This window comes from Actinomycetospora chiangmaiensis DSM 45062, from assembly GCF_000379625.1.
In the GTDB taxonomy this organism is placed as follows: Bacteria; Actinomycetota; Actinomycetes; order Mycobacteriales; family Pseudonocardiaceae; genus Actinomycetospora; species Actinomycetospora chiangmaiensis.
The window spans coordinates 1-11977 of record NZ_KB903218.1 but is presented as its reverse complement, the minus strand read 5'-3'; the positions used below and the strand labels follow the sequence as shown (position 1 = coordinate 11977).

The window sequence follows — 11977 nt, the reverse complement described above, 5'->3', positions numbered from 1 at the left end:
ACCTCATCCTCCACGGGGCGTCGGCCCGATACGCCGTCTGCGGGAGAGACCGGGGGGAGTCGGCGGACTAGCGTCGTACGCGCAGATTTGGGGGCTCGGGGGGAACGACATGGCTCCGTGGATGTGGGTGCTCATCGCAGTGGGGTGGCTGGCGGTCGCGGCACTCCTCGCCTTCGTGCTCGCCGGGACCGTGCGGCTCAACCGCTCCTCCACGCGGGATCGCCTCGACGCGGCCGCCCGCGCCACGAACGACCTGCCGCCGCTGCCGGAGCAGCGCCGCCCACCCGAGGATGCGGAGGCCTTCCCGACGACGGGTCCGGTCGTCGTGATCTGCCCCGGCTGCGGCGCCGACCTCACCCCGCCCTGCCCGGAGGCCCACCTGGCGCAGTGCCCTCAGGTGCCCCTCGTCCCGGACCGGCCGTGGGTGTCGTGAAGGCGGGCCTGTGGGCCGCCGCCGGAGCGGCCGCCGCGGGCGCGGTCGGGTGGGTAGCCGCGCCGTGGGTGGCGATGGCCCGGCACGGGACCGTCGACGAGCAGACCGTCGCCGCGTGGCGGTCGGAGCGGCGCATCCCGCTCCCCCGACGGGCGCCGGACGACACCGTGCGCGACGCGGCCCGACCTCGTCGGGCGGCCGACTCACTCCGAGGTCGGTGAGGCCCTCACGAACCGCTGTCCGAAGGTTCTGTCTCGACAACTCAGAAGTCTCACCAGCGACGCCCTACAGCTGCGTCCGGCTACTCAAGACAGCGGATCCCAGGGAGTGAGGAATGAACACCGGGGACCGGGTGCTCGGACCACACGAAGGTCCAGCGTGAGGAGCGAGGTGTCCGACGCCTCGGCAAGGGCGACGTAGACAGCGTCGTACAGCGTCACCGAGCCGCGCAGTTCCCAGGCGCGGGGCGCTACGACCTCATAGCTCACGTACTCGATCGCCGTGTCGAGCAGGTCCGCGTGCGCCAGTCGCACCACATCGTCGGAGACGTCGCCACGGAGGGCAGCGCGCCGCAGGATGTTGGCGACCTCGAACGCCATGACGTGCGGAGCGCTGATGTCCCGACGGGCGAGGATGGGACGGGCCCATCGGCCGACCTCGCCGTCGTCGATCAGCGCGGCCACGACAACCGACGCGTCGACGACGAGCGTCACCGCCGGTCCGCGTCGCGGTGGTTCAGGATCGTCTCCACGTCCAGACGGGTCCCCGTGGTCTCGACCCGCGCGCGGACGCGCTCCAGCAACGCCTCACCGCTCGGCCGGCGCGCCATCTCGATGAGCTCCCGCCTGAGGTGCTCCTGCAGGGACCGTCCCGCACGAGCCGCGCGGGCCGCCAACTCGTCCCGGACCTCGTCCGGAACGTCTCGTACCGTGATCGACGTCGCCATGCTTGCATTATGCATGCGCGAGCTGCATATCGGCTCCCGCCCGCCCCGACTCCGAACCACCGGTCGCCGCCGACCGGACGAGCCGTCGTTCGGTTACCGGGCGTCGGCCCGGACCCAACGCGCCCGGACCCGCACGAGGACCGCCAGGAAGCCGAGCACGACCAGCGCAGTGTCGGTGCCCCCGAGCGGCATCCCTGCGGCGCCCACCTTGAGAGCCCTCTCCGGGGCGTGCTTCTATACGAGGGGCAGCAGGCCGCCGCGGGGCTGGAGCAGACGCAGGCCGTGCTGGCGGCCAGCCAAATGATGCTCGAGAAGACCGCGAAGGACCTCGGTGTCCGTCCCGACGCGCCGACTCCGGGAACATCCCAGCCAGCCCGGCCGAGCACGCCCCTGATCGCCTCCATGACCCGTGGAGACGCCCTCGCCACCCTCCGGAACTTCGGAGAGGCGCGCACCGGCCAGGGCGATGAGTTCCTCGAGAGCGAGTACCTCGAGGGCGCCTTCCTCTACGCCACCGGAGCGGCGCGCGTCGGCATCAACGCCCGGGGCGAGGACGACGACTGGACGCTCAGCATTTTCTCCGCGGCCCGGGCCCGTCTCCGTCCGAGCCTGGAGCTCTATCGGTTCGTCTCGCGGTGGCGCACCACGGCCGGCGCCGGTGCGCCCTCCGAAGTCGAGTCCGACGGCGGAGCGGCGATCATGTGCGAGCGGCTCTTCCGGGGCTCCCAGTTCGCCAACGACGTCACCGGTTGGCGGATGATGACCTCGACGATCGACCTCGTCGGGGCCGCTGCCACGGCGATCGCCCGCTATCCGCCGTAGCGGCGGCGGTGACGGCGCTGAGAGCTGGGGCCCCGCCCAGTGCGGACCGGCGGATCAGGTGGACGCTTGAAGACCTCGGCGGATCTGGTCGCACCGCGCCGCGCCCACACCCCTCCGATCACGAACGCCGATCACGTTCACCCGCACGGCGGGCAGCATTTCGTTGTGCAAAATCAAATCTTCGCCCTTCTGACGCCGAGGGGGGCAGCGTGGCCGATGCACCGGAACGATCGAGTGCACCAGCGTCTGGACGGTCGGAGCGCGCGGAACGCTCGGGGAGCTACGGCGAGACCGCCGCCAGGGTGCCGGTCAGCCGTCTGATCATGATCTCGACCGCGCACCGGCGGTGGCCGTCCAACGAGCGCTCCTGCAACAGTCAGCGGCAGCTGTTGCGCCGCCTGCTCGACGACCAACTGCCGGGTCGAGCATGGTTCGGTTGCATCCCCGAGGAGGCACGCCACGCCAAGATGGAGCGGGCCCGCCCGAACCAGGTGCTGCTGGCGAGCATGCCCGGTGCGCCGGACCAACCTCCGATGACGGAAGACACCGACCCGTCGTCGTGGCCGACCGACGCGTTCGACGCCGTCGACGGCGTGATTGCCGATCTGCGGGAGCGGGCGATCGAGGCCATCGTGCACCCGACGGGTTTCTCCCAGGACACTCTGCGGCCCCTGCGCCACCGGGTGTTGCTCGACCGGGAACGCTTCGTCGCCGTCACGACGTGGACCGCGACCGATGTCCCCCGCTCCGACTTCCTGATCACCTTGGACTTCCGACTCGGCGAGGTCGGACCGCAGTCCATCAGCCATGTGAGCTTCACGCTGTGGAGCGCGAAGCCGTGGAGCGAACACCATCGTCCACCGGAGTTGCAGATCACCGAGGCGGACGTGGTGTCCGATCTCGACTGGAGGTCGCTGCGGACGGAGTTCGTATCGGCGCGCGACCGTGCCGCCGCACTGGTCGACGAATACTTCACGACGGCGAATCTCCGTGTCTTCGGTCGGCCTTATCGCGCTCCCACCTTCTGGACCGTCGTGCCCGCCCTCGAGGAGTGCACTCCGGCCGAGCTCCTTGCTCGGGACGGCGAGCTGAAGGAGCCGGAACTGGCCGAGCTCCTGCTGGGGGGAGCGACGAGCCCGGCTCGCCTGGCCGCGATGTCCGTGATCGACCGCGACACTCTCGCGCTTCGTCGCTTCGTGCCGAACGTGCCGCGTCACGAGGACTCCCCCACGTACCTCCTGCTCCCGACGAGCACGCGTCGGCTGCGGCTGCATCGTGTTCCGGCACCCCGGACGCCGAGCCCATCGAGCCCGCGAAATTCGGATCTCGAACGGTGGGCCGAGCACGAGGACGACGCCCGGCGCATCATCACGGTGCTGACCGACCTGGAGGCGTTCGCCGCGGCGAGCCTGTGGAACATCGAGACCGACCTCGACGTCTGGGACACCCATCTCGCCGGATACGAGAACGCCGCCGACCGCGCGGCTCGCATCTGGGACGGGCTCGCCAATCACCTCGTGGCGTCGCGGGGGCGTGATCTCGCGGCGGTGCACCGGTCGATAGAGATGGTCCACCAGACCCTGCTGCAGGGTGTCGCCGACGTCGACCGCATCGCCACCCTGGCTGCCGAACGGGCAGCCGAGCTTGGCCGACTGCGCGAGACCATCGACCAGCGATACGCCGAGGCGCTGTTCGAATCGCCCTGCCCGGGGCGTATACCGGTCGGTGACTCCTTCACCGGCACCGGGCATTTCGGGGTGGTCCTCCGCCGCGCGGACGACATGGTCGGGCGCGCGTCGCGGGTGGCACCCAACTATCGCGATCTCCTCGGCGCCATCGGGCACGCTTTCGACGAACGACGCGTGCGCGAGGTCGACTCCATACAGCGGATCGGAGTCGCGCTCGCGGTCGCGCTGGCCGGCATCGGCGGAGTGACCGTGCTGGACGCGCTGTTCGACGCGAAGATCCCCGAGCACAGCACCCCGTGGTGGTTCTGGACGCCGATCGCTGCCGCTGCCCTCGCGCTCGGCCTGGTGGGCGTCCGGACGATCGTGCGCTTCGCCAACGTGGGAAGGCTCGGCTCCCGCGCGTTTCGCGACGTCTACCGGGAACTGTGGCAGTACCTCCGGCTCACGACGACGGACCGCCTCAACCGGGTCCGCACACTCATCGAGGCCGGGGCGGAGCAGCACCCCACGGACGGGTTGCTGGCACTCATCCTCGACGCCACCGACGAGACGACCCGGCAGTCCATCCGAGAGAACGTCCCGGCCGCCCTACGCGACGTCATCGGTGGCGTGTGGCTGGACCTCGACCGGTGCAAGGAGCCGTCCGACGAGCTCCGTCAGCACCTCCGGGACGCACTGACCAAGCCTACGGCCGACCGCCGGGTTCGTGCCTTCCTGCACTCGACGTCGCTGACCCATCAGCTCGACGAGCGCGACCGCCAGCGCACCAGCGTGTGGGCTGCCTACGAGGCCGTATTGACGCGCGCCTTCTGCGCGTTGTGGGACCGCATCGACCCTCTTCCCGGCGACGAGCGCATCATCCAGGAACATCGAGGCATCGACGCCGGCTTTCGCCATACGAAGGCGAGCAAGGGCCTGGTCGACCTGACGACGGCGTACCCCGGGAACTTCCCGGACCTCGTGTCCACCGGGAGCGCCTCGAGCCGGACTCGATGGTGGTCAGCAGCTCGTCGCGAGGAGAAGGGGCTCCGTCGGCGAGATCGTGAGCAGCTGGCGAACATGGCGGAGAAGTGGTCCCTCCGGACGCTTCTGGTCACGGAACGGCCCCGCGAGATGTACTGGTACAGCCTCCCGCAGCTGACCCTGATATACCGGGCAGCGTTCGCCCTGCTCGACGATGATCGTCACCGGGATCGGCACGCCGTCTCCTACACCGACATGCGTTTCGTTCTCGGCCAGTTCCCACGCCACGGGCTCCGGTCGGAAGAGATCGAGGTGCTCGACCGCTGGCTCCGTATCCAGGTGGCCGAGCTGGGCCCACCCCCCCCGGGACCGCCTCGTGCCCGCCGAGGCGAAGCGAGCGGCCGCTCTGTACACGCGTATCCAGGAGGCCGGCCTCCACGCCGGCCTCGGGGGCTATCTCAGTGGGTACGAACGGCGGGACGAGGGACGGCGGCGGACGGTCGTCGACGCGATCGTCCACACCATCGGTGAGCACGACAAGACGTCACGCGGACCGTGTCCACCACCTCCGCACCGTCGCTGACGAACGAGAGGGTCAGGGATCGGAATCTGGCCGCGGATGAGCCGAGGAACGGCAGCGAACGGTGACCGGAGGCGGAGAGGCGGAATGTCATCCTCTGGAAGCCCAGTGGCGCAGGTACTGGCACGGCTGCGCCACATTTCCGACTCATTCACTGCGACTCGTCGACGAGGCCATTTAGGGAACAGTCGCAATCTTCGACCTCGAGCCGACGCTTTCCTCGCTGCATTTTCCTGCTGTCACTAAGAAAGAGTAAGGTCTGCCGTGCAGCAAGCCTGCGACTGCCCAAGAAACCTCCCGCTCCGACACAGCCGGACGAAAACGTTCGATCAGCTTTCCGGACACACGGTAGACGCCATACCAATCAGCTCCTGGGACACTTTCCCAATAAACACGAGCCGCGCCACTCGCAACACCTAAGTCAGTCACTTTAGGCGCAGATAAGGGCGGACCCGGCACAGGACACATGGCTTGTACCTTGACATACCTAATTAAGGATTTCGGTGGAGCCTCTCGTGAGATCCACGCCTTCAGTGTCCAGCCCGCAAGAGCGCTTAGGCCCGATGTCCCGTACTCGAGATGAGGGGCGAGCCCGCGAGTCACCCATTGTCGATCAGTGAACTCGTAGGAATTCTCCACATCGCCGATCGAACAAATAGGGTCGTGCGGGCGACAAAATGACGCGACATGGTCCGCGACTTCTTGAGGGAAAGCGCGGTTGCCGAAAATACCTGATCGTCCCGGGTCGGCGTCAATGTTGGAGAGGTAGCCACCGCCACCGTATTCTGGGTCGCCGAGAAGCACAACTCCAACTATCGCTCCACCTAACAGCCCGTCAGAAGCTAGCACATCACCAATCACTTGTGCGCCCTGCGAGAAGCCGGCAAGAACAAATCGAGTCCTTGAACCACACCAATCACGACGAACTGCGAGACGGTGTCGAAGCATTTCCTCACCCACTGCCACTGAAGCGCGATATTCCGCAAGACCGGCAACGCGCCATTGGGTCGCAAGACTTTCAGGCGCGGAGTCGATAGCAACTGCAGGGTAATCCAGACCGAACGAGTGTATGTTCCCGGACAGACTCGCAGCCAAAGTCGAGAAGACGGTTCGCGTAGATCCAAGAGAATCAGAGCCCACGGAACCCGGGGATGCCGCTGCCTCCCCGCTCCCCCGCAGCCCAATGAATTCTACGTCGTTACAGCGGTACTGAGCCGACCAGTACAGGAAGTATCCGACCTGAACGCCAGCTGCTACAATCAGGACGACTAAGCCGATCACGATAAAACGAAACGACTTCATCAGAACCGCGCTTTCTCACATGCCCGACAAGTCTTTCTGACCCAATAGAGCAGCACGCCAAAAAGAATCTATTGCCCTATGCTGCCTGAATTGCACGACGGCATAGACACAATGCTACGCATCCACCTTGCAGTCATAATCCTCAGACAACAGGAGTATATCGAACCCAGCCAAGCTGCCGAGAATTTTTGCAAGATTTGTTTGGAAGAAGGTCGCAGCCAGCTCCAGGTGAGAACCTTCAGCCTCTGTACAGTGGCCGGACTGCCGCAGAAGTATCTGTCGCACGACAACTCGTGAACCTGACCGGGTTGGAGCACCCTCCTTCTATGCGCTAGCTGAACTACGACTAGACTACTAGTTAAGCGGAGCGCAGGTCGACCTTCTCACGCAAGGAGTGCTAGCTCATGAAGAAGTTACGCCAGTATCAGGTAGCCAATCGACTGGGCGACTGGCTTGGAGAGGTATTTCATCACGCGATTGTGAACAAGCTGATTGGAAGCACAATCGTACCTCGGCCCTTACGCCCAGTCCTGCTCCGCTTCTACGGGATGCAAGTGGAAAGTTGCAGTTTGGCACCCCGGGTATTCCTGAGCAGCAAAAGAATTGCGATAGGTAAATCGTGCACAATTGGTCGCGAATCGCTTTTTGATGCTGCAGGCCCTATCATTATTGAGAACAACGCAGCCGTCGGCTACCGAACAGTGATCGTCACCGGGAACCACTTGCGCGGAGATTCGAAGCGCAGGTCGGGCCCACTGTCGCCTCAGCCCGTCGTAATTAAGGAAGGCGTCTGGATCGGAGCTAATTCGACAATTCTGCCTGGTGTGACCGTCGGAGCCGGTTCTATCGTGGCCGCTGGGTCGGTCGTCAATCGCGACGTGCCGGCGAACAGCTTGGTCGCGGGCGTACCGGCTAAGCTGGTCCGCCCGCTCGGAAAAATGGACTAGTTGAGCATCTCAGAATAAATTTCGGCCAACATATTGCCGACAGATTCCCACGACGGAAGTCCGCTAACGTTCGGCGCCGGTCTCGACAAAGATAACCGGATAGATTCGCCCAATGTCTGCTCTACGGCTGTTGGATCAATGTACGTCGCACCTTCTCCGAGGTACTCAACAGTGTTTCCGTGTTGACTTGCGACAACTCGACATCCTGCCGAAGCCGCTTCAAGATCTGCCAACGACAGCACCTCAAAGTAACTGGCGGATACCGAAACTGTAGACTTTCGTAGGAGTTTGCCTACTTCTTCCGAAGCAACGCCAGGGATCCATTCCATGTTGCTGCTTTTACCTACCAAATCTACGAACTGCGTCACGTACGCAGCGTTAGCTGTATTGGGTCTGCCTAGAAACAGAGCACGATACTCGCTGTCCTGTAGAGCTCTTGCCACGGCCAACTGATTCTTGCGTAATTCAATTCTGCCGACAACTACGATATCGTAAAGATCTTTGCCCTCACGCGGTCCCGAATACAAATCGATTCCATTGGGAATTACGCTTACCGGACCGTCGTAGCCGTAGTCTTCGCTAAGCCAATTGGCTTCACCTCGCGCCAGTACCTGCACCGAACTAGCGCCTTCTAAGACGCTGCGTACGTTAGAATCGAACGCTTGGACCGGCATCCTTCGCGCTCGTAACAAATCTTTGCCCGCGTCGCTTAGCCAGGTCGGGGTGCGTCTCTCGATGCGGCCGAGCAATCCCTCGCGCTTAAGACGGAATTGCTCTAGATGCCTACGTAGATGGTGAATCGGACTGATCACATAAGGGCGTCCAGCGCACGCTCTGACGGAGCGAATGAGTTCAGACGGACGATCGACATTGAATAGATGGCAGATGCCACTTTCGAGCTTTGGAGTGCCGATCGACACTTCGACCCGATAGCCGCGGTCCTCAAGAAGATCTCGATATCGGTAAGCCTGTTGCACATCTCCGCCATCTTTCGTTTGCGCGTCTACGCGAACCACTAGCTCAACAGACTTCATCACGCTCGACTTGGATTAGAGCCGACGATGGCGCGCGGATGCAACACGAAATACATGATGCCACTGCGGACATGGTAGGCAAAGGGCCGACTTAGGACTTTGCTCGAAGCTCGCCCGTGCCTGTGGTACACCCGCTCAGACGTCAACACTTCGACGCCTTCGCCCAACTCCCAGGCGCGCCAGCATAGATCGACGTCCTCGAGGTATAGCTTATAGGCCCTATGAAATCCGCCCAGGTCGGTAAAGAAATCCCGAGAGATCGCGAAGCAAGCCCCTACAATCCAATCCGGCGTGCCATTCAGAGCCTTCTTTCGAATGGCGGGAATCCGCGCTCCGACCATCCGCCCAAGTGAGTAGAACGGCCGACCGCTCTCCTCCCCGTGTTCGTTGAAGAGAACAGGTGCGGCGATACGACGCGGATTCTTGCATACCCGATCAAGCATCGCATCTACTACTTGTCGGGTCGGCTTCGTGTCCGCGTTGCAACTTAAGATTACAGCAGAAGTTGTTTGCTCGACAGCGAGGTTGAACGCTGCGCCAAAGCCGAGATTTTTCTCCGAGCGGAGCTCGATCGTACGAAGCCCAGGTGGGACTTCGAGCGGCGGGTCATCAGGAAGACAAGAATTCCGGAAGACAACGAACTCAAGGGCTTCGAGTCCAGAATTCGACATGTGGAACAGGAACTCACTCACCGCGGCGGCTGACTTATAGTCCACTATGATTACGGAAGCCGAGGCAATGTGGGAATGAGAACTCCTGTCGAGACCATCAGTGGCCGACGACTCAAGGCGTGCGGAGCCTCGCAGCGAGCCTTCGAGCGCGAGCTGCATGTCCTCTGTGTCGAGTACTGTCTCCGACATTTGCCCCCCAATGAAACTTGCCGCAAGCGACGGTCAAACGAATCATCGATGGAGCTCTGCGTGGTGCTACAGGAGTCACCAATCTGTACACGTTCGGCCTAGTGGCGATCCCGCACTAGTCCAAATGGCTGATGCCTTAGCGCCTGCCTAAACTGTCCGCATGCACTACCTGTCCCTGCCGCACCGCACGGAATGCGCTCGGAAGACCTTCTCAAGGAGGTCTCCTTGGCACGAGGAGCTATGATTGCATAGTCACTTTTGCAGCGATAGTGGGCGCCTACTAGCCTTCGCCCATCTCGTCGTCTCGACCGACGGCAGTTCCCTTTTCCGGACCTGCGGTTTAGTCGGTTGCAAAATTCGTAGACTGCCGCGGGTGCGAAAAGCAGGGTTCCGTAGCGTTCGACTCTTGCCAGCGGTAAGTGCCCAAAACGCCAGAGTCGGGATCTTTGTCGACGGTCAGTTCCTGGCGCGCCTTGGTGGAAATGTGCAACTCGTCGGTGCCGGGTTGTTTAGCTACTGCTGAACGAGTCAGCATCCTCAATCTCGAGCTCGGCGCATGCAGTAGAATTCGTCCGTCAGTGACGATGATCCGGGGGCGGCACAGGAGCCTCCCGAGCGCGCCGACGACAGATTTGCGGGGTGCGTAACGGAGAACCAGCCTTTCGTCCCCGCCTGTTTGACGCCTCGGCATAGGCTCTCATGTCCCCGATGAACTCAGATACCCTCGGTGCGGCGGGCGACGTCCATGACGTACTCGCCGTAGCGGGACTTGCCCTGGGCGCGGCCGAGTTCGAGGCAGGCCTCGGGGGTGATCCAGCCCTCGCGCAGGGCGAGTTCCTCGAGGCAGGCGATGCGCACGCCCTGGCGGTGCTCGAGCACGGAGATGTACTGGCCGGCCTCGATGAGCGATTCGTGGGTGCCGGTGTCGAGCCAGGCGAAGCCGCGGCCGAGGTCGATCAGGCGGGCGTCGCCGCGGTGCATGTAGGCGAGGTTGAGGTCGGTGATCTCGAGCTCGCCGCGCGCGGAGGGGGTGAGGGTCCGGGCGAGGGAGACGACGTCGTTGTCGTAGAGGTAGAGCCCGGTGATGGCCCGGTTGCTCCGGGGCTTCACTGGCTTCTCCTCGATGGAGACGAGCCGGCCGTCGGTGTCGGCCTCGCCGACGCCGTAGCGCTCGGGGTCGCCGACGGGGTAGCCGAACAGGGTGGCGCCCTTGTCGGCCTCGACCTGGGCGACGGCCCGCTGCAGGATCGTCGAGAAGCCCTGGCCGTGGAAGATGTTGTCGCCCAGGACGAGGGCGGCGGTGTCGTGACCGATGTGGTCGGCGCCGATGAGGAAGGCCTCGGCCAGGCCGTTGGGTTCGGCCTGTTCGGCGTAGGAGAAGGTCACCCCCCACTCGGAGCCGTCGCCGAGCAGGCGCCGGAAGGCCGGGAGGTCGACGGGGGTGGAGATGATCAGGATGTCCCGGACCCCGGCGATCATGAGCACCGAGATCGGGTAGTAGATCATCGGTTTGTCGTAGACCGGCAGGAGCTGCTTCGAGACCGCCCGGGTGACCGGGTGCAGTCGGGTACCGCTTCCCCCGGCGAGCACAATTCCCTTCATCGGACACCACCGCCGCTCCAGTCGGCGCCGGCGCCCTCGATCACGGGCGAGCGCCCGAGCAGCGGGCGCCACCAGGCCTCGTTGGCGCGGTACCAGGCGACGGTGTCGGCGATCCCGTCGCTCCACTCGACCGCGGGCGCCCACCCGAGCTCGCTGCGCAGCTTCGTGGAGTCGAGCAGGTAGCGCCGGTCGTGGCTGGGACGGTCCGGGACGATCGTCTTGAGCTCCGGGCCCAGGCCCAGCGCGCCGAGCACGGTGTCGGCGATCCCCTCGATGTCGACCTCGGTGCCCGACCCGACGTTGTAGGTCTCCCCGACCCGCCCGTGGTGGATGACCCGGTCGATCGCGGTCGCATGGTCGGAGACGTGCAGCCACTCCCGGCGGTTCTTCGTCGAGGCGTAGAGCGGCAGCGGCTCTCCGGCCAGCGCCCGCGTCGTGAACAGCGGGATCACCTTCTCCGGGAACTGGAAGGGCCCGTAGTTGTTCGAGCAGTTGGTGATCGTGACGGGCACGTCGTAGGTCAGCCCGTAGGCACGCACCACGTGGTCCCCGCCGGCCTTCGCGGCGTTGTACGGCGTGCGCGGCAGGTAGGGGGAGTCCTCGGTGAACGCCTCGTCGGCGTCCAGGGAGAGGTCGCCGTAGACCTCGCAGGTCGAGATGTGGTGGAACCGCGAGACCCCGACCCGGCGGACGGCCTCGAGCAGTCCCTGGGTGCCGGTGACGTTGGTGGCGAAGAAGTCGCCGGGGCGCAGGATCGCCAGCGAGTTGTGCGACTCGGCGGCGAAGTTGACCACCACGTC

12 protein-coding genes are annotated in these 11977 nt (G+C 64.4%); 5 read left to right on the top strand and 7 right to left on the bottom strand.

Annotated elements, in window-relative coordinates:
* Window positions 1-109 precede the first annotated feature (109 nt).
* Together A3CO_RS0104735 and A3CO_RS0104730 are read left to right on the top strand one after the other, a co-directional pair.
* Window positions 110-433 (top strand): hypothetical protein, encoded by a 324-nt coding sequence (locus A3CO_RS0104735; protein ID WP_026204291.1) that lies wholly within the window; start codon window positions 110-112, stop codon window positions 431-433.
* Entirely contained in the window at window positions 421-654 is a 234-nt protein-coding gene (locus A3CO_RS0104730; RefSeq protein WP_018331083.1) for a hypothetical protein, read from the top strand. The genes A3CO_RS0104735 and A3CO_RS0104730 overlap by 13 nt, the downstream gene beginning before the upstream one ends.
* 84 nt (window positions 655-738) lie before the next feature.
* On the opposite strand, the gene A3CO_RS0104725 is transcribed toward A3CO_RS0104730, so the two are convergent.
* Together A3CO_RS0104725 and A3CO_RS0104720 are read right to left on the bottom strand one after the other, a co-directional pair.
* Window positions 739-1146 carry a type II toxin-antitoxin system VapC family toxin gene (locus A3CO_RS0104725; RefSeq protein WP_018331082.1) on the bottom strand — a complete coding sequence of 136 codons (408 nt, stop codon included), beginning with the start codon at window positions 1144-1146 and terminating at the stop codon, window positions 739-741.
* Entirely contained in the window at window positions 1143-1379 is a 237-nt protein-coding gene (locus A3CO_RS0104720) for a FitA-like ribbon-helix-helix domain-containing protein (RefSeq protein WP_018331081.1), read from the bottom strand. The genes A3CO_RS0104725 and A3CO_RS0104720 overlap by 4 nt, the downstream gene beginning before the upstream one ends.
* A 228-nt stretch (window positions 1380-1607) precedes the next feature.
* Here A3CO_RS0104720 and A3CO_RS0104710 point away from each other — a divergent pair, with 228 nt between their 5' ends.
* Together A3CO_RS0104710 and A3CO_RS0104700 are read left to right on the top strand one after the other, a co-directional pair.
* The gene (locus A3CO_RS0104710; protein ID WP_018331079.1) at window positions 1608-2201 is read left to right on the top strand and encodes a hypothetical protein; all 594 of its coding nucleotides are present in this window, start codon (window positions 1608-1610) and stop codon (window positions 2199-2201) included.
* A 209-nt stretch (window positions 2202-2410) separates the two neighbouring features.
* Window positions 2411-5383, top strand: a complete 2973-nt coding sequence (locus A3CO_RS0104700) for a hypothetical protein (RefSeq protein ID WP_157647041.1) — start codon at window positions 2411-2413, stop codon at window positions 5381-5383.
* Window positions 5384-5609: 226 nt separating this feature from the next.
* Here A3CO_RS0104700 and A3CO_RS40320 read toward each other — a convergent pair whose 3' ends face one another.
* A complete protein-coding gene (locus A3CO_RS40320; RefSeq protein WP_084681566.1) occupies window positions 5610-6734 on the bottom strand; it encodes a cutinase family protein in 1125 nt (374 codons plus the stop codon).
* A 404-nt stretch (window positions 6735-7138) separates the two neighbouring features.
* Here A3CO_RS40320 and A3CO_RS36550 point away from each other — a divergent pair, with 404 nt between their 5' ends.
* Entirely contained in the window at window positions 7139-7681 is a 543-nt protein-coding gene (locus A3CO_RS36550; RefSeq protein WP_084681565.1) for an acyltransferase, read from the top strand.
* Here the strand turns inward: A3CO_RS36550 and A3CO_RS36545 are convergent.
* The 4 genes from A3CO_RS36545 to A3CO_RS30040 form a co-directional block, all read right to left on the bottom strand.
* The gene (locus A3CO_RS36545) at window positions 7678-8715 is read right to left on the bottom strand and encodes a glycosyltransferase (RefSeq protein WP_157647039.1); all 1038 of its coding nucleotides are present in this window, start codon (window positions 8713-8715) and stop codon (window positions 7678-7680) included. The two genes, A3CO_RS36550 and A3CO_RS36545, sit on opposite strands and share 4 nt — an antisense overlap.
* Window positions 8715-9545, bottom strand: a complete 831-nt coding sequence (locus A3CO_RS36540; protein WP_157647037.1) for a glycosyltransferase family 2 protein — start codon at window positions 9543-9545, stop codon at window positions 8715-8717. Before A3CO_RS36540 ends, A3CO_RS36545 begins: the two co-directional genes overlap by 1 nt.
* A 744-nt stretch (window positions 9546-10289) precedes the next feature.
* Window positions 10290-11177: a glucose-1-phosphate thymidylyltransferase RfbA gene (gene rfbA / locus A3CO_RS0104690; RefSeq protein ID WP_026204288.1), complete on the bottom strand. Its 888-nt coding sequence runs from the start codon at window positions 11175-11177 to the stop codon at window positions 10290-10292.
* Window positions 11174-11977: dTDP-glucose 4,6-dehydratase (locus A3CO_RS30040; protein WP_018331075.1), on the bottom strand; the 804-nt coding region annotated here is incomplete at its 5' end. The genes rfbA and A3CO_RS30040, both read right to left, overlap by 4 nt.

Bases quoted from the DNA above. Each gene is read 5' to 3' on its own strand.
- A3CO_RS36550 (WP_084681565.1), top strand. From the start codon at position 7,139: ATGAAGAAGTTACGCCAGTATCAGGTAGCCAATCGACTGGGCGACTGG.
- A3CO_RS0104735 (WP_026204291.1), top strand. From the start codon at position 110: ATGGCTCCGTGGATGTGGGTGCTCATCGCAGTGGGGTGGCTGGCGGTC.
- A3CO_RS40320 (WP_084681566.1), bottom strand. From the start codon at position 6,734: ATGAAGTCGTTTCGTTTTATCGTGATCGGCTTAGTCGTCCTGATTGTA.
- A3CO_RS36540 (WP_157647037.1), bottom strand. From the start codon at position 9,545: ATGCAGCTCGCGCTCGAAGGCTCGCTGCGAGGCTCCGCACGCCTTGAG.
- A3CO_RS0104720 (WP_018331081.1), bottom strand. From the start codon at position 1,379: ATGGCGACGTCGATCACGGTACGAGACGTTCCGGACGAGGTCCGGGAC.
- A3CO_RS36545 (WP_157647039.1), bottom strand. From the start codon at position 8,715: ATGAAGTCTGTTGAGCTAGTGGTTCGCGTAGACGCGCAAACGAAAGAT.
- rfbA (WP_026204288.1), bottom strand. From the start codon at position 11,177: ATGAAGGGAATTGTGCTCGCCGGGGGAAGCGGTACCCGACTGCACCCG.